Origin of the sequence: Sphingomonas sp. H160509, assembly GCF_024124765.2 — a bacterium.
Taxonomy (GTDB): Bacteria; Pseudomonadota; Alphaproteobacteria; order Sphingomonadales; family Sphingomonadaceae; genus Sphingomonas.
In genome coordinates this window covers 3,441,800-3,463,350 of sequence record NZ_JAMXSR020000002.1, presented here as the reverse complement: position 1 = coordinate 3,463,350, position 21,551 = coordinate 3,441,800, and the positions used below count along the sequence as shown (strand labels likewise).

At 66.7% G+C, this 21,551-nt stretch carries 20 protein-coding genes, 1 tRNA gene and 4 pseudogenes; 20 read left to right on the top strand and 5 right to left on the bottom strand.

Going from position 1 to position 21,551, the window contains the following annotated elements; translation table 11 throughout:
• Positions 1-75 precede the first annotated feature (75 nt).
• Together NHF48_RS18860 and NHF48_RS18855 are read left to right on the top strand one after the other, a co-directional pair.
• Positions 76-354: an integration host factor subunit beta gene (locus NHF48_RS18860; protein ID WP_056060417.1), complete on the top strand. Its 279-nt coding sequence runs from the start codon at positions 76-78 to the stop codon at positions 352-354.
• A 100-nt stretch (positions 355-454) separates the two neighbouring features.
• A tRNA-Leu gene (locus NHF48_RS18855) sits at positions 455-538 on the top strand.
• A gap of 33 nt (positions 539-571) precedes the next feature.
• On the opposite strand, the gene NHF48_RS18850 is transcribed toward NHF48_RS18855, so the two are convergent.
• Genes NHF48_RS18850 through NHF48_RS18840 form a run of 3 tightly spaced genes read right to left on the bottom strand, consistent with a single transcriptional unit; the run spans position 572 to position 3,308 of the window.
• Positions 572-874 carry a DUF3734 domain-containing protein gene (locus NHF48_RS18850; RefSeq protein WP_253071962.1) on the bottom strand — a complete coding sequence of 101 codons (303 nt, stop codon included), beginning with the start codon at positions 872-874 and terminating at the stop codon, positions 572-574.
• On the bottom strand, positions 862-1,623 hold the full coding sequence (locus tag NHF48_RS18845) for a patatin-like phospholipase family protein (RefSeq protein WP_253071961.1): 762 nt from the start codon (positions 1,621-1,623) through the stop codon (positions 862-864). Before NHF48_RS18845 ends, NHF48_RS18850 begins: the two co-directional genes overlap by 13 nt.
• Positions 1,620-3,308 (bottom strand): SDR family oxidoreductase, encoded by a 1,689-nt coding sequence (locus NHF48_RS18840; RefSeq protein WP_253071960.1) that lies wholly within the window; start codon positions 3,306-3,308, stop codon positions 1,620-1,622. The genes NHF48_RS18845 and NHF48_RS18840 overlap by 4 nt, the downstream gene beginning before the upstream one ends.
• 548 nt (positions 3,309-3,856) lie before the next feature.
• Between NHF48_RS18840 and NHF48_RS18835 the strand changes: the two are divergent.
• The 4 genes and pseudogenes from NHF48_RS18835 to NHF48_RS18820 all read left to right on the top strand — a co-directional run bounded on the left by NHF48_RS18835 (position 3,857) and on the right by NHF48_RS18820 (position 6,492).
• Positions 3,857-5,030, top strand: a pseudogene (locus NHF48_RS18835) (zinc-dependent alcohol dehydrogenase).
• Positions 5,031-5,111: 81 nt separating this feature from the next.
• Positions 5,112-5,573 (top strand): hypothetical protein, encoded by a 462-nt coding sequence (locus tag NHF48_RS18830; protein ID WP_253071958.1) that lies wholly within the window; start codon positions 5,112-5,114, stop codon positions 5,571-5,573.
• Between the two features lie 83 nt (positions 5,574-5,656).
• A complete protein-coding gene (locus NHF48_RS18825) occupies positions 5,657-6,166 on the top strand; it encodes a ferritin-like domain-containing protein (protein WP_253071957.1) in 510 nt (169 codons plus the stop codon).
• Positions 6,167-6,240: 74 nt separating this feature from the next.
• Positions 6,241-6,492, top strand: coding sequence for a hypothetical protein (locus tag NHF48_RS18820; RefSeq protein ID WP_253071956.1), 252 nt, complete (start codon positions 6,241-6,243; stop codon positions 6,490-6,492).
• Positions 6,493-6,540: 48 nt separating this feature from the next.
• Here NHF48_RS18820 and NHF48_RS18815 read toward each other — a convergent pair whose 3' ends face one another.
• Positions 6,541-8,640 carry a phosphocholine-specific phospholipase C gene (locus NHF48_RS18815; RefSeq protein ID WP_253071955.1) on the bottom strand — a complete coding sequence of 700 codons (2,100 nt, stop codon included), beginning with the start codon at positions 8,638-8,640 and terminating at the stop codon, positions 6,541-6,543.
• Between the two features lie 349 nt (positions 8,641-8,989).
• Here NHF48_RS18815 and NHF48_RS18810 point away from each other — a divergent pair, with 349 nt between their 5' ends.
• The 8 genes and pseudogenes from NHF48_RS18810 to NHF48_RS18775 all read left to right on the top strand — a co-directional run bounded on the left by NHF48_RS18810 (position 8,990) and on the right by NHF48_RS18775 (position 13,360).
• Positions 8,990-10,426, top strand: a complete 1,437-nt coding sequence (locus NHF48_RS18810; RefSeq protein WP_253072485.1) for an NAD-dependent succinate-semialdehyde dehydrogenase — start codon at positions 8,990-8,992, stop codon at positions 10,424-10,426.
• Between the two features lie 168 nt (positions 10,427-10,594).
• Positions 10,595-10,885 (top strand): I78 family peptidase inhibitor, encoded by a 291-nt coding sequence (locus NHF48_RS18805; RefSeq protein ID WP_253071954.1) that lies wholly within the window; start codon positions 10,595-10,597, stop codon positions 10,883-10,885.
• A gap of 34 nt (positions 10,886-10,919) precedes the next feature.
• Positions 10,920-11,270: a hypothetical protein gene (locus NHF48_RS18800; RefSeq protein WP_253071953.1), complete on the top strand. Its 351-nt coding sequence runs from the start codon at positions 10,920-10,922 to the stop codon at positions 11,268-11,270.
• 171 nt (positions 11,271-11,441) lie between these two features.
• On the top strand, positions 11,442-11,687 hold the full coding sequence (locus NHF48_RS18795; protein WP_253071952.1) for a hypothetical protein: 246 nt from the start codon (positions 11,442-11,444) through the stop codon (positions 11,685-11,687).
• 11 nt (positions 11,688-11,698) lie between these two features.
• Positions 11,699-11,947 (top strand): annotated as a pseudogene (locus tag NHF48_RS18790) (ABC transporter substrate-binding protein); the annotation flags it as partial.
• Between the two features lie 244 nt (positions 11,948-12,191).
• The gene (locus NHF48_RS18785) at positions 12,192-12,635 is read left to right on the top strand and encodes a hypothetical protein (RefSeq protein ID WP_253072536.1); all 444 of its coding nucleotides are present in this window, start codon (positions 12,192-12,194) and stop codon (positions 12,633-12,635) included.
• A gap of 9 nt (positions 12,636-12,644) precedes the next feature.
• Complete coding sequence (locus NHF48_RS18780) at positions 12,645-12,929, top strand: hypothetical protein (protein ID WP_253072535.1); 285 nt, start codon at positions 12,645-12,647, stop codon at positions 12,927-12,929.
• Positions 12,930-12,934: 5 nt separating this feature from the next.
• Positions 12,935-13,360, top strand: coding sequence for a DUF4112 domain-containing protein (locus NHF48_RS18775; protein WP_056060449.1), 426 nt, complete (start codon positions 12,935-12,937; stop codon positions 13,358-13,360).
• A 135-nt stretch (positions 13,361-13,495) separates the two neighbouring features.
• On the opposite strand, the gene NHF48_RS18770 is transcribed toward NHF48_RS18775, so the two are convergent.
• A complete protein-coding gene (locus NHF48_RS18770) occupies positions 13,496-14,950 on the bottom strand; it encodes a L,D-transpeptidase family protein (protein ID WP_253071951.1) in 1,455 nt (484 codons plus the stop codon).
• A gap of 171 nt (positions 14,951-15,121) precedes the next feature.
• Between NHF48_RS18770 and NHF48_RS18765 the strand changes: the two genes are divergently transcribed.
• The 6 genes and pseudogenes from NHF48_RS18765 to trpB all read left to right on the top strand — a co-directional run bounded on the left by NHF48_RS18765 (position 15,122) and on the right by trpB (position 21,490).
• Positions 15,122-15,847 carry an endonuclease/exonuclease/phosphatase family protein gene (locus NHF48_RS18765; protein ID WP_253071950.1) on the top strand — a complete coding sequence of 242 codons (726 nt, stop codon included), beginning with the start codon at positions 15,122-15,124 and terminating at the stop codon, positions 15,845-15,847.
• Between the two features lie 35 nt (positions 15,848-15,882).
• A pseudogene (locus NHF48_RS18760) lies at positions 15,883-18,170 on the top strand (patatin-like protein).
• 84 nt (positions 18,171-18,254) lie between these two features.
• Entirely contained in the window at positions 18,255-18,602 is a 348-nt protein-coding gene (locus NHF48_RS18755) for a hypothetical protein (protein WP_253071949.1), read from the top strand.
• Complete coding sequence (gene pyrF / locus NHF48_RS18750; protein WP_253071948.1) at positions 18,599-19,273, top strand: orotidine-5'-phosphate decarboxylase; 675 nt, start codon at positions 18,599-18,601, stop codon at positions 19,271-19,273. The genes NHF48_RS18755 and pyrF overlap by 4 nt, the downstream gene beginning before the upstream one ends.
• A 177-nt stretch (positions 19,274-19,450) precedes the next feature.
• Positions 19,451-20,086: a phosphoribosylanthranilate isomerase gene (locus tag NHF48_RS18745; RefSeq protein WP_253071947.1), complete on the top strand. Its 636-nt coding sequence runs from the start codon at positions 19,451-19,453 to the stop codon at positions 20,084-20,086.
• 161 nt (positions 20,087-20,247) lie between these two features.
• A pseudogene (trpB, locus tag NHF48_RS18740) lies at positions 20,248-21,490 on the top strand (tryptophan synthase subunit beta).
• Positions 21,491-21,551 lie beyond the last annotated feature (61 nt).

Sequence of the window (21,551 nt, the reverse complement as noted above, 5' to 3'; positions counted from 1 at the left end):
GGTAATAAGTGCTAATGCCTCGCAGGTTGACCTGTATCAATCTGTACGCGTTTTTTTAGATGGGCGGGGGCTCGAATGATCCGATCTGAACTGGTCCTTAAGATCGCCGAGGCGCATCCGGACCTACAGCCTAACGAAGTGGAGCTGATCGTCAGCACCTTCTTCGACGAGATATCCAAGCGACTGGCCGCCGACGGTCGAGTCGAACTGCGCGGTTTCGGTGCATTCTCCACGCGTGCGCGCGATGCGCGGACCGGCCGCAACCCGCGTACCGGCGAAGTCGTCGAGGTCGAGGCCAAGCGCGTGCCGTATTTCAAGCCGGGCAAGGAAATGCGCTCACGCCTGAACGTGTGAGCGGTACCACTGCGCGGGACCGTAGACAGTCGGAGAATATGCTGCCGGCCTGGCAAGATGGGTTGACGCTGCGCGCGACCTCGTCTTGTTGGGCGCGTGTGCGGACGTGGCGAAACCGGTAGACGCAGGAGACTTAAAATCTCCCTCCCTAGGAGTGCGGGTTCGAGTCCCGCCGTCCGCACCAATCCTATTTATCTCACCGGACCTGCCTGACCACTCAACGGTCGACGCCGCTGGGTCGCCGGCAGTCTAGCGTGGCGATGTTGAAGCCAGGAACGCCGATCGCCAGCGTTCCGGCCTTTACGCCTTCGACGGCCAGCATCCCGGCGCGACGGCCTGCCGACCAGCGCTGTTCGATCGTGGGGCCTGAGAAATCCAGCGCCTTGCCGGCGACTTCATCGGCCTGCTCGGTGTAGGCGAGTCGGACCAGCGCCAGCGCGAAGTCCTGGCAGCCGGCGTGCGCGGCTTGCCACCGTTCGATCGTGCGGCGGGATTGCGCGGCGAAGATCAGGTCCTGCATGCGGCTCGTCGCTTCGCCCAACGTCGTCGGGCGCGGGCCGTGGAGCGGCAACAGGTCGACCGCGATGCAGAATGTCGGTCGCAGTGGTGGCTCGCTGAGAACCGGGTCGAGCGGTAGGTTTGCGGACAAGCCGCCGTCGACCAGCCAGCGGCCGTCGATCTCCACTGGGGGAACGCGACCGGCAGTGCGGCGCTGGCACGGACATGATCGGGTCCGATCTGCATCGCGGCGCTGTCGAATACGACGTCGTCGCCGGTTTCGAGGTCTACCGCAGTCGCGGTGTAGCGGCACGGGCCGACATTGAGGCGCTCGAAGTCGACCAGCTTTTCCAATGTCGTGCCAAGCTGATTGGTTTCGAAGATCGACGGCCGGCTGTCGGTCCACGGTGCCAAGGTGGAGAGCATGGGGGCGAAGATGCCGGGGCGACCCAGCGTTGCGGACCAGCCGACTGCGTTCGTGCGACGGCTGGTTTCGAGCGCACCTAGCCACGGAAGCGCCGGGGCGCCGGACGGTGCGGGTCGCCAGAACGTTCGCAACGTCTCGATCCGGCGATCGGTAGGGGAACCGGTGATGAGGGCCCCGTTGATCGCGCCGATTGAGGCGCCGATGATCCAGTCCGGTTGGAGATCGTGCTCATGCAGTGCTTCGTAGACACCCGCTTCGAATGCGCCGAGCGCGTTGCCGCCGCTGAGGACGAGCACGACGTCGAAGTCGCGCGCGGCCCCTGCCCGTTCGGCGTCCGGTGTCACCGGCTGGTATCCTTCGGCCGGCTCAGGGCAACCGCGATGCCTGCTCCGACGACACCGAGCAACAGGATGGCGGGGTGGAGTTTCTGGGCCTGCAACACCGTGCTCGACTCGCGTGCCTGGACATCCTGGCTTCCGCGCAACGCGTCGACCCTCGGCGCATAGAGGTTATCGCGGCGCGCCGGGTCACCGGGATCTTCCGGCTTTTGCTGCGCGACGGTGCCGACCAGTTCCATGATCTTGTCGCTCAACCGTGGCGCGGCGCGCGAAAGGAGCGAGGACATCAGCCCGCCGCCGCCTGCATACAGCGTGCGTCGCGGCGTTCCGCAGGCGAACAGCACCGCGTCGGCGACGACCGACGGTGCGTAGAGCGGCGGCGGCAGGCGTGGTGGCTGATCCATGAAGTTGCGCGCATGCTCGGGGAACGGCGTGTCGATCGCGCCGGGCTTGATGAGGGTGACGGAGATGCCGGCGCCTTCCTGCTCCAGTTCCATCCGCAGCGTATCGGTCAGCGCTTGGACCGCATGCTTGGTCGCGCAATACGGGCCCTGCTCGACGATCGCGCGGTCGCTGAGGATCGAGCCGACGTTGATGATGGCTCCGCCGCCACGGCCGCGTAGATGCCTCGCGGCGACCAGCGATCCATGCAGCACGCCGAAGTAATTGACGTCGAACACCCGACGGTGGTCGGCGACCGGCACTTGTTCAAGGGTACCGTACGTCCCTGCCCCGGCATTGTTGACCCAGCTGTCGAAGCCGCCGAACGCTTCGATCGCGACGGCGGCGACACGCTCGACGGCGGCCATGTCACTGACGTCCGCGACGCAGATCGCGATGCGTCCGCCGTCGGCCGACAGGCGATCTCGGAGTGCCTCAAGCGCTGTTTCGTTCCGCGCAGTGGCCACGACGGCGGCACCGCGTTTCACGGCCTCTTCGACGATCGCGAGACCGTTGCCGCTGGTTGCGCCGGTGACGACGATGACCTGATCGCGGAGGGGTTTCAGGGTGATGGCCATGGCGATCAGCGTCCCAGCGGCGAGGTTGCGTAGTCGGCGAGCAAGGCCGCGACGTCGTCGTAGATCGCGATCGCGCCTGCCGACTGGAGTTGCTTGTCCCTCGAACTTGCCCGATCGGACGGCGACGGCGGCGATCCCGCATTTGGCCGCAGCTTCGATATCATAAGGCGTGTCGCCGACGACGATCACCTCGGTGGGGTCGATCCCCGGCAGCTTCTTGAGCGCGGTTGCGAAGATGTCGGGCGCGGGCTTGGTCTTCTCGACGTCGTCGCTGCTCGTCGTCGCGGCGATCAGGTCGCGTGCGTCGAGCAGGTCTATGTAATGGTCGAGTTCTGCCTCGGCGGCGGACGATGCCAGTACGACCTGCTGCCCGAGACCATGCGCGTGCGCCAGCAGGTCGTGCGCCTGCGCGAACGGCTTGGCGGTCTCCAGGTATTTTGCCTTGAAGATCGCGCCGTGCGTGTCGCCGAGCTTTTCCTGCTGATCCTCGTCCGCGTCGGGCAGCAGCGTCGGTACGAGCATGTCGGTCCCCTTGCCGATCTGGTCGTGGATCACCTGCCGGTCGAACGACGCGCCGACGGTCGCGAACGCCTCCTCCCAGGAGAGGACGTGCATGTCGTTGGTGTCGACCAGCGTACCGTCGATATCGAAGAGAATGGCTTTGATCTGCATGAGGCTATCCCGGATCTGAAATCGTGCACCCGCCCGTCGCAACGCCGCGGCGCCGTGCAAGGCGTGGCGGGCGAACGGCGTCGGCAGACTGCGATAGCGTCTTAACGGCCCAGGCTTCGAATTGGCCCCGGCGTCCGCAAACTTGGTAGGGCAATCGCCGCTGCGCAGAGCAAGCCGCAGCATCAATCTCGCAACCGCAACGATGTCGCAGAGCGATCGAGCTCGACAAGTCCTTACGATCTATGGACTTTCATTGTGGTATCTCGATTTAGTTTAAGTTCGTCGATATTGATCACAATCAACATGAAATTTTAACTGCGGATATTGGCGTGACGCAGGAACGATGACGCCACTTTGATCGCTATACTCCCCAGGATATGTTCACGCTGACGGCGACGACGCGGAAACGTCGCGGCCGAGACTTCGTGGCGACAGTGCATAGTGTTGATGATGATCAGGCGGCGTTTGCGCCATTGCCGGGTCATGTCTGACGCGATGTCGTGTCGTGCGTGAGCACTAGGCTGCAATTCTATGACGGAGATCTTCTGATGCGCGCACTTGTTTGGCATGGAAAAGGCGATGTTCGGGTCGATACTGTTGCAGATCCCGAGATCAAGCATCCGCGCGATGCGATCATCAAGGTTACGGCCTGCGCGATCTGCGGGTCCGATCTTCATCTGCTCGACGGATACCAGCCGACGATGCAGGCGGGCGACATCCTTGGTCACGAGAACATGGGCGTCGTCGTCGCGCTCGGCTCTGAAGTCACCAACCTGAAGATCGGCGACCGCGTCGTGGTGCCATTCACGATCAGCTGCGGCGATTGTTTCTTCTGTCGCAAGGGGCTGTTCTCCGCGTGCGAGCGGACCAATCCGAACTCGGAGATGGCGATCAAGGCGATGGGTCATTCGCCCGCCGGCCTGTTCGGGTTCAGCCACATGCTGGGTGGCTATTGCGGTGGCCAGGCCGAGTATCTGCGCGTGCCGATGGCGGATATCGGCCCGATCAAGGTGCCCGACAGCGTCACCGACGAGCAGGCGCTGTTCCTTTCCGACATCTTCCCGACCGGCTATATGGCCGCCGAGAATGCGCAGATCGAACCGGGCGATACCGTGGCGATCTGGGGCTGCGGTCCGGTCGGCCAGTTCGCGATCCGCTCGGCGCTGATGCTCGGTGCCGGCCGCGTGATCGCGATCGACGAGGTGCCCGAGCGTCTGGCGATGGCCGAGGCCGGCGGCGCGGGAGACGATCAACTTCGCGGAAGTCGACAGTGTCTATGACGAGCTCCAGTTCCGCACCAAGGGCCGCGGTCCTGACAGCTGCATCGATGCGGTCGGCGCAGAGGCTTCGGGTCATGGCGCGATGGATGCGGTGATCGACAAGGTAAAGGCGGCGACGTTCCTCGCGACCGACCGCGTTCATGTGCTGCGCGAGGCGATCGTGAGCTGCCGGATGGGCGGCACGGTGTCGATCCCCGGCGTCTATGTCGGGATGGGCGACAAGATCCCGATCGGCGCGATGATGAACAAGGGGCTGACGATCAAGACCGGCCAGACCCACGTCCAGGCCTATACCAAGCCGCTGCTCGCCCGGATCGAGGCGGGCGACATCGACCCGAGCTTCGTCGTCACGCACCCGGCCAGCCTCGAGGATGCGCCCGAGATGTACCAGAAGTTCCGCGACAAGCAGGACGGCGTCATCAAGGTCGTGCTCCGGCCGTAACCCCTCCCCGGCCCGGTCCGCTCCCGATGAGCGGACCGGGCCGGTTTTTGATCCGCTACATTCAGAAGGACGTACCGATGAGTGACAAGGTTCATACCCCCCGTTCCCGGCAATCCAGCGAGCAAGGGCGCACCGGACGGCGTTTCGGACTCGCCCCACGGCCAGGATGGCGCCGACGTTCACGGTCGCAGCGAAGGCGGCGAAAGTGGCGGCGGGTCCTATCCCAACCCGCATGCCGGCAAGACCGAGACGAACACCGGTTTCATGGCGCATGGCGGCCAGACCGACATCGCCTATCACGGCGGCGGTCAGGCTGGCGAAGACGGCGGCAGCGCGGCTAACGGCGTCGCAGGCTCGGACGGCGGTGACCGCACGACGATCGCCGCCGACCCGGATGCCGACCGCGAACCGCATGCGATCTCGGCCGAAGGTCACACGATCGAGGTCGTCGAGACGTCGGGCATCGCCGAAGCCGAGGCCAGCGGCAAGATAGGTACCGATGCCGACTACGAGGACGAGCAGAAGCAGCCCGGCGCCGGCTGAGGTCGCCGCGCCCAAGTCTGCATTTCCCGCAATTCAAAACCAGCCGCCGCGCATTCCGCCGGTGAACTCATAAGGATGATCCCATGTCTGCACCCGAAGATCTCCAGGAAATCTATACCGACGAACTGAAGGATTTGTGGTCCGCGAACGACCAGATGAAGAAGGTCCTCAAGAAGATCACGTCGAAGGCGAGCGACGCATCGCTGAAGGAGATGCTGACCAAGTCGCAGGCGGATATCGAGACGCATACCGACCTGCTCAAGGACCTGATCGCGTCGAACGACGAGAAGGTCTCGAAGGAGCATTGCAAGGGCATGGAAGGCCTTGTCGCCGAAGCTACCAAGCATGTGCTCGAGGAAGGTCCCGAAAAGGGTCCGCTGCTCGATGTGATGATCATCGCGCAGTATCAGCGGATGACGCATTACGGGATTGCCGGGTTCGGCACGGCGACGGCGTACGCCAAGGCGCTGAGTCTCAAGGACGACCATAAGAAGCTCAGCGCGGCCACCAAGGACATCTACGGTGGCGACGAATATATGACGAAGCTCGCCGAGACGACCGTCAACATCGACGCAGAAGATGAAGACGAATGACGTCGAATGCCCGCCGGCATGCAGTCGGCGGGCATCCACATCCCATACAGTGCTGGACGGAAGAGACGAATTCCATGACGACCTATCCGCTGAGTGAGCCGGCCACGATCTACCGCACCGACACATCGGGTGGGGAGCGGAAGAGCGTTGCGCGCGGGTCTTTGGCCGATTGTGCCGACATCCTCGCCGGTTGGTCGTCGGAGGATCGCGCTATGGTCGAGATCGAGGTGGACGACATGGCACTGCGCTATGGATCGGACGAGATCGAGGAGCTTCTCCAGCTCCTGCGCGAGGAAGACGCCGATCGGAAATCTCCCGCCGGATGACGCGTTAGCGGCTATGCGGTCGTGTTGGCCCTGGTGGACCGACCAAGTCTACGCGTGCGCGTCAGGCGGAAACGGATCGCTACACGTGATCCGGCCCGGCGCATCGACGCGGCCGGACACGCGACGCCGAAATCGGGGAGCCGTCGCTGTGGACACCGTGACGTCGTACCAGCCGAAACTGTCGCGGAGAGGCCAGCGATAGCGTGTTTCGGCCAATGGTATCACCTTGGGCGTCATGCCGATCGCCGCAACGCTCGCCACCAGACCATGGTCGCGCTGGCTGCCGGGCAGTCGCAGAACGAGATCGTCCGCGGTGGTGATCCACTGCATCCGGTGCCGGTGTGCGGGATCGTTTCCGCTGCCGGTGAAATGGCGGTGGAAGCCGTTCGGGCCGAGCACCCACAGATCGTAAAGGCCCGCGTCGTCGAACGGCCAGTGCCCGTCCAACGCGTGTCCGGGCTCGACGGTGAAGCGGCGCGGCGCTTGGGTCAGGGCGGTGCGGTCGTAGACGTGGAACACCGCCGCCTGCGTCCCTTCCGCAGTGAAGCGTAGACGGATCGCGCGATCCGCGATCCTCTCGCTGACAGCCAAGGCATAGGGCAGCGGACGAGCGCGGCGGATGCCGGGTTCCTGCCACGGGTGCAGCGACCCGGCTGGCGCTTGGGGGCTTATCTGCTTGGGGATCGCCGCGGCCCGGACGGCATCGGGCCGTGGATCGGGCATCGCGGCGAACGGCGCAGGGTCGGCCGCGGTGAAGTCGAAAGCGGACGTCAGGTCGCCGCAGACCGCGCGGCGCCACGGCGCGATGTTGGGTTCGTGGAAGTCGAACCGGCGTTCGAGGAAGCGGATTACCGAGGTGTGATCGAACACCTGCGAATTGACCCACCCGCCCCGGCTCCACGGCGAGACGACGTACATCGGCACGCGCGGGCCCAGCCCATACGCCCGGCCCCGATAAGCGGGCAGATCGAGCGCGGCATCGCCCTTGCTCGGGTGGAGGTGATAGCTGCCATCGAGATCGACCGTCGATCCGCCGAGCAGCGTGCCGTCGGCGGCGTGCGAGGGTGGCGCCGGCGGCGGGACGTGATCGAAGAAGCCGTCATTCTCGTCGAACATCACGAGCAGCACGGTCCGCGCCCAGACCTTGGGGTCGGCGGTCAGCGCGTCGAGTACGTCGGCGGTATAGGCGGCGCCTTGCGCGGGGCTCGAAGGGCCGGGATGCTCGGAGCCTTTCGCGGTGGCGATGACGTAGGACACTTGCGGCAGTCGCCCGCCGAGCACGTCGGCGCGCAACACGTCGAGCCCGCGGGTCGTCAGCGCGCGCTCTCGTAATGCGGCATCCCCACCACCCTGGTGCGCATCGCGGAACGCGGCGAAGCCGACCAGCGGGTTGTCTGTGAAATTGTCGGCCATGTCCTGGTAGATGCGCCAGTCGACACCCTTCGCCTGCAACCGCTCGACCACCGTCGTCCAGCGATACGGATCGGCAGCGCCGCCGTCCGCGGGGAAACTGTCGTGCGAATTGCCGATCGCCGGACCGCCCAGCGTGCCGCCGGGATCGTTGGTGCCGCTCCACAGGAACAGGCGGTTGGTGTTGGTCCCGGTCTGGACCGAGCAATGATACGCGTCGCAGACGGTGAACGCCTCCGCGAGCGCGAACTGGAACGGGATGTCCTCGCGACGATAATGCCCCATCGCGCGCTGGCTCTTGGCTTCGGGCCAGTGCGCCATCCGACCGTCATCCCAGCCCCGTTGCGCATCGGGCCAGCTATGCGGCGTGCCCTCCATCCGCATCAGGTCGAAATTCGTCCGCGTGGCGAGGTGGAACGGGAGGACCGTCCGCGCGCCGCCGGGGGCGGTTCGATCGCTCTGGTACCAGACCGGCGCCGGCTTCGTCGCGTCGCCCTCGGACGGGACGGGGATCGGCAACCGGTCCGCAAACCCGCGGACGCCGCGCAGCGACCCGAAATAATGATCGAAGCCGCGATTCTCCTGCATCAGGATGACGACGTGCTCGACATCCATGATCGAGCCCGTCTTCACGTCGGGTGCGATCGCCGCCGCCCGCGCGATCGCCGCGGGAAACGCGGACAGCGTCGCACCGGACAGGCCGGCGGCGAGCAGCGTGCGACGAGAAACTTCTGTCATGGCCACGATCCGAATAATGAACGCGCACGATCCGCAAGAGCGTGGGATCGCACAAAATACTGTGCGCCTGCTCCGTATGCCCGATGCGTGTCATGTACGTGACACGAGGCGTGGCGCGGGGCCGGGCCTCCGCACCGATGATAGGCGCGACGATCGCATCGCTCCGGTTGAGCCTGCGGACCCGCTGCCATATGCTGTGACCGCCGTGCCGGACGATCCCGGCATTTCGCTCGATCGACCCGGCGATTGCCACGGACGATCCCTCGATCGCGCCTTGGGTCTTACCGCGGCGACGATCGACGACGACATGACGGTTCAGCCGGACGCGACGCCAACAACGGAGACGATTATGACCACCGCCTATGACACCAAGCTCGGGCTCTACATCGCCGGCGAATGGCTGAGCGGCGACGGTCGCGAGACTCGCGACGTGCTGAACCCGGCGACCGGTGCGGGACAGGCGGCACTGCCGCTCGCCAATGCCGCGGACCTCGATCGTGCGCTGGAGGCGACGCAGCGCGGCTTTATCGCATGGCGTGCGACCCCGCCGGAAAAGCGTGCCGCGATCCTGGTCCGGACCGCGCAACTGCTGCGCGAGCGCGGCGATCATATCGCGCGTATCGCAACGCTGGAGCAGGGCAAGATCCAGGCCGAGGCGAAGGGCGAAGTCGCGTTTGCCGCCGCGCTGCTCGACTTCCACGCCGCCGAGGGCCTGCGCGTCTATGGCCGCGTCCTGCCCCGCCCAGCGGGTACGCGCAGCCTGGTCCTGCACCAGCCGGTCGGCCCGGTGGCGGCGTTCTGCGCATGGAACTTCCCGATCATGAACGTCGTGCGCAAGATCGCGCCGGCAGTCGCGGCCGGCTGCTCGATCATCATCAAGCCGTCCGAGGAAACCGCGGGTAGCGCGGTCGAGGTCATGCGCTGTTTCCAGGACGCCGGATTGCCCGGTGACGTCGCGCAGTGCGTGTTCGGCGTGCCCGACATGGTATCGCGCCACCTGCTCGCCTCGCCGATCACGCGGAAACTGAGCTTTACGGGGTCGGTGCCGGTCGGCAAGGCGCTGATGAAGCTGGCTGCCGATACGATGATGCGGACGACGATGGAACTGGGCGGGCACGGCCCGGTGCTGGTGTTCGACGATTGCGATCTGGAGAAGACGCTCGATACGCTGGTCGCGCACAAGTTTCGCAACGCCGGCCAGGTCTGCGTCGCGCCGACGCGCTTCCATGTGCAGGACGGCATCTACGACCGGTTTGCCGCCGGTTTTGCCGAGCGGACGCGCGCGCTGAAGATCGGCGACGGCATGGATGCGGCGAGCCAGATGGGCCCGATGGCCAACGCCCGCCGTCCCGATGCGATCGCCGAGCTGGTCGGGGACGCGACCGGGCACGGCGCCAAGCTGCTCGCGGGTGGCGACTATGGCGGCAAGGGCGGTTTCTTCTTCCAGCCGACCGTGCTGGCCGACGTGCCGCTGTCGGCGCGGGCGATGAACGAGGAGCCGTTCGGTCCGGTCGCCCTGCTGAGCCGGTTCGCGACGGACGAGGACGCGGTGACCGAAGCCAACCGCCTGCCGTTCGGGCTGGCGGCGTATTGCTTCACCGAGAATGGCCGTCGCCAGAACATGCTCGGCGACGCGATCGAGGCGGGGATGATCGCGATCAACAACGTCCGGCTCAGCTATCCCGACAGTCCGTTCGGCGGCGTGAAGGAGAGCGGTCACGGTTCCGAGGACGGTCCAGAGGGCATCGCCGCGCATCTGGTCACGAAGGCCGTGCATATCAGCTGACCACGTGGTGCAAGGCCTTCCGCAGACGGTCGGCCTTGCACGCCGTCGCACTGGATACCGGGGCACGCCCCCGCCCGTTCGATCAAGACTATCCGCCGTCGGCACCGTCTACCGTTCAGGTTCGGCTCGCTAATCAGGGGCGCGGCTTACGGTGACGGGGAGGTGACGATGACGACGATCAAGGGAAGCATGCTGGTGTCGATGCTGGGGCTGGCGTGCCTCGGAGCCTGCGCCTCGACCGGCACGAACGACCGGCCGAGTACGGGACTATGCCGCGCCGATGCCGCCGCGGCGCTCGTCGGGCAGAGCGCGCCTAGCGACACGGATATTCTTCGCCGGACGGGGAGCGCCGTGGTCCGCCGGCTTGCACCGGGCGATCCGATGACGCGCGATTACCGGCAGGAGCGCGTGACCGTCGTCGTCGCGGACGGCCGGGTGGTTTCCGCGTCCTGTGGTTGAGCGTGGAGCCTGGCTGCGGGCGGCAATCCTGGCATTGGCCGGGACGTTTATCACGGGTTGCACGGCGCATGTCCCGGTCGAAGGTCCGATAGCGCTTGGCCAGACCGCGTTCGTCGACGGACCGAAAGTGCGCGCGGACCGGGTCATCGAAGACAGTCGCTGCCCGGTTGATGTGCAGTGCGTCTGGGCGGGGCGGCTCGTGGTGCGCGCGACTGTCATGGGCGGCGGCTGGTCCAGGCAGATCGATCTGACGCTCGGCATGCCCGTCAACGTCGCGGACGGCGCGCTGACCTTGGTCGCGGCCAGCCCGGTGCGGCGCGTGGATGCTCAGCCCGCAAAGGGCAGCGCCTATCGCTTCACCTTCGCATTTCGAGGTGGCCGGTAACGTCGCAACGCGTTTATCGGGTGGTGCGCGGTGCCCTCTGCGTTGCCCCGCGGGACGTCCGGGCCTACACCGTCGACGATGCTGACGTCGACGATCCACCAGATTCTTGTGCTGCGATCGGATTCAGGCGGTCGACCCGGTTTGCGACCGGGCGCTGAACGCAGGCGACGCATGCGGCTTACGGCGAGCGTCGCGCTATTCGCCGGGTGCGCGGCGCTCGCCGCGTGCGATCGGCGGCCGGATACCGGCGCGGTGGTCGTCAGTGCGATCGGCGGGGTCCCGCATGTCGCCGATGCGAGCCGCGTCGCACTCGACACCCCCTGCCCGCCTGCTGATGGACTCGACCGCGCAGGGGGCTGGTGCGGTTCGATGCCGCGGGACAGATCGAGCCGGGGATCGCCGAGCGCTGGATCGTGATCGATGGCGGGATGAGCTATATCTTCCGCCTGCGCGAGGGCGACTGGGGCGACGGTACGCCCGTCACCGCCGAACAGGTGGTGGCAATGCTAAGGCGACAGATCGGCGGCCCCGATACCGCACGGGCGGCGGCGGGCGCACGCAATCCTCTCGCGCCGTTCCTCACCGCGATCGACGAGATCGTCGTGATGACGCCGCAGGTGATCGAGGTGCGGCTGTCGCGGCCCCGCCCCGACCTGCTGAAGCTGTTCGCGCAACCCGAACTCGCGTTGCTGCGGCTGCGTCCGACCGGTGGGACCGGACCGTTCCGCGTGGCACATCGCGGTCGTGCACCGTTGCTGCGCCCGGCGTTCGATCCCGGCCAAGCCGATCCCGACGACCAGCGCGAGGCAAAGCCGCAGGAGGATGTCCGGCTGATCGGCGAGCGTGCGGCGCGGGCGATCGCGCGCTTCGCCAATCGCGACTCCGATTTGGTGAGCGGGGGGCAGCTTCGTCGACTGGCCGTTGCTGGCGGCGACCAGTATCGCGCCGGCGAACATCCGCGTCGATCCGGCGGTGGGGCTATTCGGACTGGCGATCGTCCGGCGCGACGGGTTCCTGGCCGATGCCGCCAACCGCGCCGCCGTGTCGCAGGCGATCGACCGGTCGGCGGTGACGGCGGCGGTCGCGCCGAACTGGGACGCGGCGGATCGCATCCTGCCAGATATCCTCGACTCCGCCTCGCTGCCGCAGGTGCCGGCATGGACGCTGTTGACGCAGGACGAACGTCGCGCCGCCGCGCGCCTGCGGGTTGCAGGCTGGAAACAGCAGATTCCGGGACCGATCGAACTGCGGGTCGCGCTGCCCACCGGGCCGGGGGCGACGTTGCTGTATGCGCAGGTCGCGGCGTCGCTGATGGCGATCGGTATCCTCCCCGGCGGGTCGGGATCGACGACGCGGCCGAGCTGAAGCTGGTTGATGCGGTCGCGCCCCTACGACAGCGCGCGCTGGTATCTGGCGGCGGCCTGCGTCGCTTGCGGCGATGCGGCGCGGACGGCACTGGAAGCGGCGCGCGAGGCGCCGACGCTGGCCGAACGCGGCGCCAGGATCGCGGCCGCCGACGCCGCGATGAACGAGGACGTGGCGTTCATCCCGCTGGCGCGGCCGCTGCGATGGTCGCTGGTCTCCACACGCCTCAGCCAATGGCAGGCGAACACCCGTGCGTGGCACCCGTTGAACCGGTTGCGCGCCGATACCAACTAGGGTCGATGAACCCGCGCACCACCCGCATCGCCCCCGGCGAGATCTTCCAGACGCTGCCGCTCGGCAAGGACGCGCTGTCGGTACGCCGCCGCGTCGAGGCGATGGAGCGCGTGATGGAGGGGTTGTTCGTCATCCCCGGCACCAACCGCAAGGTCGGCATGGACGTCGTGCTGGACCTTATCCCGTTCGCCGGCAGCACGATCGCGGCGGCGGTCGGCGCGTGGATGGCATGGGAAGCGCGCAACATCGGCATGTCGAAGATCCAGATGGCGCGGATGTTCGGCAATGTCGGGATCGACTGGGCGTTCGGTATGATCCCGTTCGTCGGCGCGATCCCGGATTTCTTCTTTCGCTCGAACACGCGCAACCTGCGGATCATCAAGCGCCATCTCGACAAGCATTACCCTTCGACGACGACGCTTCAGGGGTAAGACGCTCTATACGGGTCATTCCCGCGGAGGCGGGAACCCATACTGGCTGGCCTCACGAATAATCGTGAATGGCAGCCAATATGGATCGCCGCCTGCGCGGGGATGGCTACAAAAGGCATAGAGTAGGTCAGACTTTTACGGCCCGACATCCGCATCACGCGCCGCCGGCTTGTAGCTCGCACTCGTTCCAAGCCCCAGCGCGACTGCGACACGGTCGTTCCAGCCATAGGGGTCGGCGCGGATCACGGGCTCGCCGGCGTCGTCGAACAGCACGGTCTGGTACAACAGACGCACCGGTATCTCCTTCGGCAGTTTGACGAACGTCTCCTTGCCGGTCGCGCGGGCGGCGTGCCACTGATCGGTCACGCCCTCGTCCTTCGCGAGCAGCTCGGCGAACCCAAGCGCATCCTCGACCCGGACGCAGCCATGGCTGCGCTGGCGCTGAATCTCGGCGAACAGCTGTTTCGCTGGCGTGTCGTGCAGGTAGATCGCGTGCTCGTTGGACATGTCGAACTTGACCAGGCCGAGCGAGTTCTTCGGCCCCGATTGCTGGACCAGCCAGCCGTTCTTCCACGCAAGATTGTTGGCGCGGAGATACCCGGCACCCTTGCCCGCCATCTCCTTCTTCTCGACCGAGCGCGGCACCGTCCAGGTCGGATTGGCGACCAAGCGGAAGATCGGCGACCCGAGCTGCGGCGTTTCTTTGTCGGGCTCGCCGACCACCACCTTGCGGCTGTCGACCAGCTTGCCGTCGCGCCAGTAGCTCAACCGTGCCGCCGCGAGATTGACGTCGATCCGCGTCGTCGGCGCGTTGCGATCGAGCCAGCGGAGCCGCTCCATGTTGACCGCGATCGCGCGTGCCCGGTCCGCATCGGACAAATTGAGGATGCCGAGCGCCGCGCTGCCGATCATGCCGTCGGGCTTGATCCCGTAATCCGCCTGCATCTTCTTGATCGCGAGGATCATCGCCGGCGTCAGGCGGTCGCCCTGCGCCGCTGCCTTGTCGAGATAATCGAACACGACGAGCTGATGCGCGATCGCAGGCACGCGCGGATCGGCTTCGCCCGGCTTGATCTGCTTGCCCGTGTCGGGAATCGCGGACGACGGCGTCTGCTCCCATTTCGGCGTCGCGAGATAGGCCTTCGATAGGCGCGCGTAATTCTCGTCCTGCGGCGCCAGTCCGGCGAGCCACTTGCCGACGTCGCCGGCCTGAAGCGCCGCAGCGAGGCCACGGCCGAGATCGACCTGCGGGCGCGGCACGGTGTAGACGTCGAACAACTTGGTCGGATCGGTCGCGCCCTGCGACAGCGCCTTGCCGTATGCGAGCGCAGCCTTGGTCAACGCGTCGTCGCCTGCACCGGGCTGCGCGCTCGCATCGAAGCTCATCCGGTCGAGGCCGTGAGCGCCGCGCGCCGCGATCGCCTTGCGCAACTGCCCGGCGTTGGTGGTGGACCACCCGGTCGACGCAGCCGCCGGAGCCGCCGCCGCCGCGGGCTGCTGCGTGTTCGAGGCGGTCGTCGTCTTCACCTCGCACGCCGAGAGTGCACACGTCATCGCCAGCAGCGATGCACCGATCAAACCAAGACGCACCAGCAATTCCCCCACAATCTGGACATACAACGCTCGGGTGTGGGTCTCCGCTCCACGACAGCGCTTCAGCGACGTAATTCTTCCACCGGATCGACCGCCCGTGCCTTTTGCATGTCGCACACCGTCATTCTGCAACCCGGATCGCGCCCGTCGCGTTATAGGGGCCCACGCATGATCAAGGTCGCCAGCTACAATATCCACAAGGGCATCGGGCTCGACCGTCGGCGCAATCCCGAACGCGTGGTCGAGGTGCTGCGCGAGATCGATGCGGACGTGATCGCGCTACAGGAGGCGGACCGGCGGTTTGGTGCCAAGGCCTGCGTGCTGCCGCACCACCTGCTGGAGGAGCATAGCGACTGGAAGCCGGTCGACTTCGGCCTGCGCGCGCTCAGCATGGGCTGGCACGGCAACGTCATCCTGGTGCGCAAGTCGGCGCGGATCGTCGACAGCGAACCGCTCCACCTCCCCTCGCTGGAGCCACGTGGGGCGGTGATGGCCGACGTCCAGTTCGCGGGCGGCATGTTGCGCGTGCTCGGCATGCATCTCGATCTGTCCGGCCTGTGGCGGCGCAAGCAGGCCGCCGCGATCATGAACCACGTCGATACCTGCGCGCAGGCGCATCCGACGGTGATGATGGGCGACCTCAACGAATGGAGCGCTGGCGCCGGGTGCCTGCGCGATTTCGGCCGCGACTATGCGTTCGCCGAGACGGGAGCGAGCTTCCATTCGCGGCGCGCGGTCGCTCGGCTCGACCGGATCATGGTGTCGTCGGACTTGAACGTGGTCGAGTGTGGCGTCCATGCCAGCCCGGCGGCACGGAAAGCCTCGGATCACTTGCCGATCTGGGCTATTCTGGAGCCAAGGACACCGACGAACCGAACCGGGGCCACCGGATAAAACCCCGAGCGATACCGTCGGCATGAGGATGTAGAATGCGCGAGAAGGAACTGCGACTGGCGCTCGTCTGCTATGGCGGGATCAGCCTTGCGGTCTACATGCACGGCATCACCAAGGAGATCTGGCGGCTCGTCTGCGCCAGCCGCGCCTTCCACGACGGCGACACGCCGAAGGGCGGCAGCGAGGGCGTGTATCACGCGCTGCTCCAGGAGATCGAGGCGCACGGCGCGATCCGCGTCCGCGTCCTTGCCGACATCATCGCGGGCGCCAGCGCAGGCGGGATCAACGGCATCTTCCTGGCACAGGCGATCGCGACCGGGCAAAGCCTCGACCCGCTGACCGACCTGTGGATGACGTCGGCGGATGTCGAGGCGCTGATCGATACCGAGGCGGCACCAAAATCGCGATTCTCGAAGGCCTGGGCCATGCCGCTCGCCTGGATGGCCGCGGGTCGCAGCACCGACAAGGTCGACGCGCTCGACGATCCCACGCGTGAGGAGGTGCGCACCAAGCTGTCGCATTTCATCCGCTCGCGCTGGTTCGAGCCGCCGTTCGGGGGAAGACCTTCACCAACCTGCTGCTCGATGCGTTCAACGCGATGGCGGCGAGCGAGCGCGGGCCGCGCCTGTTGCCGCCGGGCCAGCCGCTCGACCTGTTCGTGACGGTCACCGACTTTTCCGGGCATCCGGAGCGGTTGCAGCTCAATTCGCCGGCGGAAGTGGTCGAGACCGAGCATCGCCTGGTGGTCGACTTCACCGACAATGGTGGAGCGTGCGATACGCTCGCGCCGCCTGCGGAACTGGCGTTCGCGGCGCGCGCGACGTCGAGCTTTCCGGGTGCGTTCCCCCCGTTCACGGTCGCCGAACTGGACGGCGTGCTGAAGGATCGCGCGATCGAGTGGCCGGAACGTCCGGCGTTCCTTGCGCGTGTCCTGCCCCGTCATACGGCCGCGAACGCAGCGGAAAGCGCGGTGCTGATCGACGGCTCAGTGCTCGCCAATGCACCGTTCCGGCCTGCGCTCGATGCGCTCAAGGAGCGGCCGGCGCGGCGCCAGATCGACCGCCGCTTCATTTACATAGACCCCTCGCCCGACATCAAGCTACGGCTGAACCGCGGTGGCGGGACGCCCGGCTTCTTCCAGACGATCATCGGCGCGATCAGCGATATTCCCCGCCAGCAACCGATCCGCGACAATCTGGAGGCGATCGCCGAACGCTCGGCGCGGATCGACCGGATGCGCGGCATTCTTGCCGCGATCCGTCCCGAGGTGGAGGCCGACGTCGAATCGCTGTTCGGCCACACATTGTTCCTCGACCGGCCGACCGCACCGCGGCTGATCGCGTGGCGGCGGCGCGCGCAAAAGGCCGCGGCGGCGAGTTCGGGCTATGGCTTCGTCGCGTACGGCCATCTGAAACGCAGCGCGGTGATCGAGACGCTGGCGTTGCTCCTGTTCGATGCCGGGGAGCACCACCGGCCCCGGCGGCTGGCGCAGATCCGGGCGGCGATCGTCGCGCACGTCGCCGCTTCGGGTGCGGACCTGCTCGGGTCGGGCCAGACCGGTGGGGCCAGCGCCGCATCGATCGCGTTCCTGCAGACGTTCGACATCGGCTTTCGTATCCGTCGGCTGCGGCTGATGGCGCGGCGCCTGTCGGAAGTTGAGACCGCCGCCGACGAGCCCGAGCTGGGTCCGATGCGCGATGCGATCTACGAATCGCTGTCGCCGTATCTCGACCGGTTGCGCGCCGAGATGCATGCCGGGCTCCACGATGCGGTACGGGCGATGCGCGGCGATGCGGGCGCGGTGCTGGAAACGCTCGGCCGGACGTTCGACCTCGATCGCCTCGATGCGGAAACCGACCAGCGGCTGGCGGAAGCGTTCGCCGCGCTCGCCAAGCCGACGCGGCGGACGCTGTTGCTGGCCTATCTCGGCTTCCCGTATTTCGACACCGCGACGCTGCCGTTGCTGCAGGGCGAGGGTCTCGACGAGTTCGATCCGATCAAGGTCGACCGGATCGCGCCCGACGATGCGACCTCGATCCGCTCCGGCGGCGCGGAGGCGACGTTGAAGGGGATCCAGTTCGGCACGTTCGGCGCGTTCTTCAGCCGTGCCTACCGCGAGAACGACTATCTCTGGGGGCGGCTGCACGGGTCGGAACGGATGATCGACATCACCGTCTCGACGCTGCCGTCCACCGTGCGCATGAAGCCCGGCCGGGTGGCGGCGATCAAGCGCGCCGCGTTCCTCGCGATCCTCGATGAGGAGGAGCCGAGACTGACCGCGATCCTGCCGCTGATCGCGCAGTTGCGGACGGAAATCGGCTAAAGCTGGCCAAAACGCCGATGTGGCGGTAGCTCTGCATTTCCAACCGCGTTTCGGCGCGATAGGGGTATAATAAAGGGTCGCCGCATGCAGTTCCTGAAAATCCTGTTCTGGTGCCTGCTGGCGTTCATCGCCGCGGTCTTCACCATCAGCAACTGGAACGCCGTCCAGATCCAGCTATGGGGCGGGCTGATCGCGGACGTGAACCTGCCGCTGCTGCTGTTCGTGACGTTCCTGATCGGGTTCGTGCCGACGATGCTGTACAACCACGCGATCCGGTGGCGGCTGCGCCAACGGCTGTCGACCTGCGAGCGCGAGTTGCTGGACCTGCGCACGCCGCGGCCGGAACCGGTGGCGTTCGTGGCTGCCGAGACTCCGGCAACGATCGCACCGACTGTTATGCCGCCCGCTACGCCGCCGGGGTCGCTCCTGTGAGCAACCGGATCTACGTCGCACTCGACACGCCTGACCTTGCCCGTGCGAAGGCGATGGCAACGCGCGTCCGCCACCATGTCGGCGGGATCAAGCTCGGGCTCGAATTCTTCTGCGCGCACGGCCAGTCCGGCGTGCATGCGATGGCGGAACTCGGCCTGCCGATCTTCCTCGACCTCAAGCTGCACGACATTCCGAACACCGTGGCCAAGGCGGTGCAGGCATTGGGCGCGCTGAAGCCGGCGATCCTGACCGTGCATGCCAGTGGCGGGCGGGCGATGCTGGAGGACGCGAAGGCGGCGGCGCCGCTCGGCACGAAGGTGATCGCGGTAACGATGCTGACCAGCCTTGACGCGACCGATCTCGCCGCGACCGGCGTCATCGGGAACGCGCACGACCAGGTTTCGCGGCTCACCGAGCTCGCCTGCGAGGCCGGGGTCGACGGCATCGTCTGCTCGGGTGCGGAGGTTGCGGCGGCCAAGGCGATCTGGCCCAAGGGGTTCTTCGTGGTGCCCGGCGTACGCCTGCCCGACGGCCAGGTCGGTGATCAGAAGCGCGTCGTCACCCCGCGCCAGGCGATGGACGCCGGCGCCTCGATCCTGGTGGTCGGTCGCCCGATCACGCAGGCCGAAGACCCCGACACCGCCGCCCGCGCGATCGGCGCGACGCTTTAACCCAAGGCTTAACTTCATAATCCTCACCCGCCAGGGGGAGGTGGCGCCGAAGGCGACGGAGGGGGGAGGACACGGAACGTCCGTCATCCCTTCCCGCCCCCTCCGTCAGGCTGCGCCTGCCACCTCCCCTTGCGGGGGAGGATCGTTGGACCTCCGCGATCCGTTTTAGGAACCCTCATGACCACCGCCAAGATCTGCGGCCTGTCCACCCCCGCCACGCTCGACGCCGCGATCAAGCACGGGGCGAGCCATGTCGGGTTCGTGTTCTTCCCCGCCTCGCCGCGCCACGTGACGTTCGCCAAGGCCGCCGAGCTTGCCGCCCGCGTACCGCGGCATGTCGCGAAAGTCGGCGTGTTCGTCGATCCCGAGGACGACATGCTCGAACAGGCGGTCGGCTCGGCGGCGCTCGACGTGCTGCAACTCCACAAGGTGTCTCCGCCACGCGTCGCCGCGATCCGCGCGAAGTTCGGGATCGAGACCTGGGTTGCGGTCGCGGTCCGCACGCGCGGCGATCTCGATGCGGCACACGGGTTCGTCGGAGTCGCCGACCGTATCCTGTACGACGCGAAGACTCCGGACTCGGCGGCGCTGCCCGGCGGGATGGGCTTGCGGTTCGACTGGGATCTGCTCGACGGGTTCCGGCATCCACTGCCCTGGGCGCTGTCGGGCGGGCTTGATGCGGCCAACGTGGCGGAGGCCCTCCGACGGACCGGGGCGGAACTGGTCGACGTATCCTCGGGCGTGGAAAGCGAACCGGGTACGAAGGACGAAACAAAGATCGCATCGTTTCTGAAAGCTGTCGCAACGCTCTAGCGCCACCCCGGCGAAGGCCGGAGCCCAATTGGGGGAGACCTGTGACAGTCCCTTCCCGCCGCCATTATGACCTTTCCAATTGGGCCCCGGCCTCCGCCGGGGTGGTAGTTAGCGGAAACGGAAGGGGTGACAGCGATTTACGAAGTGCTAAACGCCCAGTCATGAACGCTCCCACCCTCGCCCCCAACTCCTACCGCGCCCAGCCCGACGAGCGCGGCCATTTCGGCGACTTCGGCGGTCGCTATGTCGCCGAGACGCTGATGCCGCTCGTCCTCGAACTCGACGAGGCGTACCGCGCCGCCAAGGCCGACCCCGCTTTCAAGGCGCAGTTCGACGACCTGCTCGAACATTATGTCGGCCGCCCGAGCCCGCTCTATTACGCCGAACGGCTGACCGAAGCGCTGCGCGAGTCCGCCCCCCGAGGGGATGGGCGCGCAGGTCTGGTTCAAGCGCGACGAGCTGAACCACACCGGTGCTCACAAGATCAACAACTGCATCGGCCAGATCCTGCTTGCGATGCGGATGGGCAAGACCCGGATCATCGCCGAGACCGGCGCGGGCCAGCACGGCGTCGCCACCGCCACGGTCTGCGCGCGCTTCGGCCTGCCCTGCGTGATCTACATGGGCGCCAAGGACGTCGAGCGACAGGCGCCCAACGTGTTCCGCATGAAGCTGCTCGGCGCCGAAGTCCGCCCCGTGACCAGCGGCGCGCACACGCTGAAGGACGCGATGAACGAGGGCATGCGCGACTGGGTCGCCAACGTCCACGACACCTTCTACATCATCGGCACCGCCGCTGGCCCGCACCCCTACCCCGAGATGGTCCGCGATTTCCAAAGCGTGATCGGTACCGAGGCGCGCGCGCAGATGCTCGAGCGCATCGGTCGCCTGCCCGACATGCTGGTCGCCGCGATCGGTGGCGGCTCGAACGCGATCGGACTGTTCCACCCGTTCCTCGACGATGCCGACGTGCAGATGCTCGGCGTCGAGGCGGCTGGTCATGGTCTCGACAAGCAGCACGCGGCGAGCCTCGCGGGCGGTTTTCCGGGCGTGCTCCACGGCAACAAGACCTATCTGTTGCAGGACGAGGACGGCCAGATCACCGAGGCGCATTCGATCTCGGCCGGGCTCGACTATCCCGGCATCGGTCCCGAGCACGCCTGGCTACGCGACATCGGCCGCGTCCAGTATGACAGCGCCACCGACACCGAAGCGCTCGATGCGTTCCAGCTCCTGTGCCGGACCGAGGGCATCATCCCCGCGCTGGAGCCAAGCCACGCGATCGCCACGGTGACGAAGAAGGCGCGCGAAATGCGGCAGGACCAGATCATCCTCGCCAACCTGTGCGGCCGCGGCGACAAGGACATCTTCACCATCGCCGAAGCGCTCGGGGTGGCGATATGATCGCGCTTCTGCTCCCCTCCCGCCTGCGGGAGGGGTCGGGGGAGGGCCTGTTCGCTCCCCC

What these genes read in the sequence shown, in the direction of transcription:
- NHF48_RS18860 (WP_056060417.1), top strand. Translation starts at nt 76, where the DNA reads ATGATCCGATCTGAACTGGTCCTTAAGATCGCCGAGGCGCATCCGGAC.
- NHF48_RS18815 (WP_253071955.1), bottom strand. Translation starts at nt 8,640, where the DNA reads ATGACAGAAGTTTCTCGTCGCACGCTGCTCGCCGCCGGCCTGTCCGGT.
- NHF48_RS18775 (WP_056060449.1), top strand. Translation starts at nt 12,935, where the DNA reads ATGAACCCGCGCACCACCCGCATCGCCCCCGGCGAGATCTTCCAGACG.
- NHF48_RS18810 (WP_253072485.1), top strand. Translation starts at nt 8,990, where the DNA reads ATGACCACCGCCTATGACACCAAGCTCGGGCTCTACATCGCCGGCGAA.
- NHF48_RS18780 (WP_253072535.1), top strand. Translation starts at nt 12,645, where the DNA reads ATGCGGTCGCGCCCCTACGACAGCGCGCGCTGGTATCTGGCGGCGGCC.
- NHF48_RS18840 (WP_253071960.1), bottom strand. Translation starts at nt 3,308, where the DNA reads ATGCAGATCAAAGCCATTCTCTTCGATATCGACGGTACGCTGGTCGAC.
- NHF48_RS18745 (WP_253071947.1), top strand. Translation starts at nt 19,451, where the DNA reads ATGACCACCGCCAAGATCTGCGGCCTGTCCACCCCCGCCACGCTCGAC.
- NHF48_RS18805 (WP_253071954.1), top strand. Translation starts at nt 10,595, where the DNA reads ATGACGACGATCAAGGGAAGCATGCTGGTGTCGATGCTGGGGCTGGCG.
- NHF48_RS18795 (WP_253071952.1), top strand. Translation starts at nt 11,442, where the DNA reads ATGCGGCTTACGGCGAGCGTCGCGCTATTCGCCGGGTGCGCGGCGCTC.
- NHF48_RS18850 (WP_253071962.1), bottom strand. Translation starts at nt 874, where the DNA reads ATGCAGGACCTGATCTTCGCCGCGCAATCCCGCCGCACGATCGAACGG.
- NHF48_RS18825 (WP_253071957.1), top strand. Translation starts at nt 5,657, where the DNA reads ATGTCTGCACCCGAAGATCTCCAGGAAATCTATACCGACGAACTGAAG.
- NHF48_RS18765 (WP_253071950.1), top strand. Translation starts at nt 15,122, where the DNA reads ATGATCAAGGTCGCCAGCTACAATATCCACAAGGGCATCGGGCTCGAC.
- NHF48_RS18755 (WP_253071949.1), top strand. Translation starts at nt 18,255, where the DNA reads ATGCAGTTCCTGAAAATCCTGTTCTGGTGCCTGCTGGCGTTCATCGCC.
- NHF48_RS18820 (WP_253071956.1), top strand. Translation starts at nt 6,241, where the DNA reads ATGACGACCTATCCGCTGAGTGAGCCGGCCACGATCTACCGCACCGAC.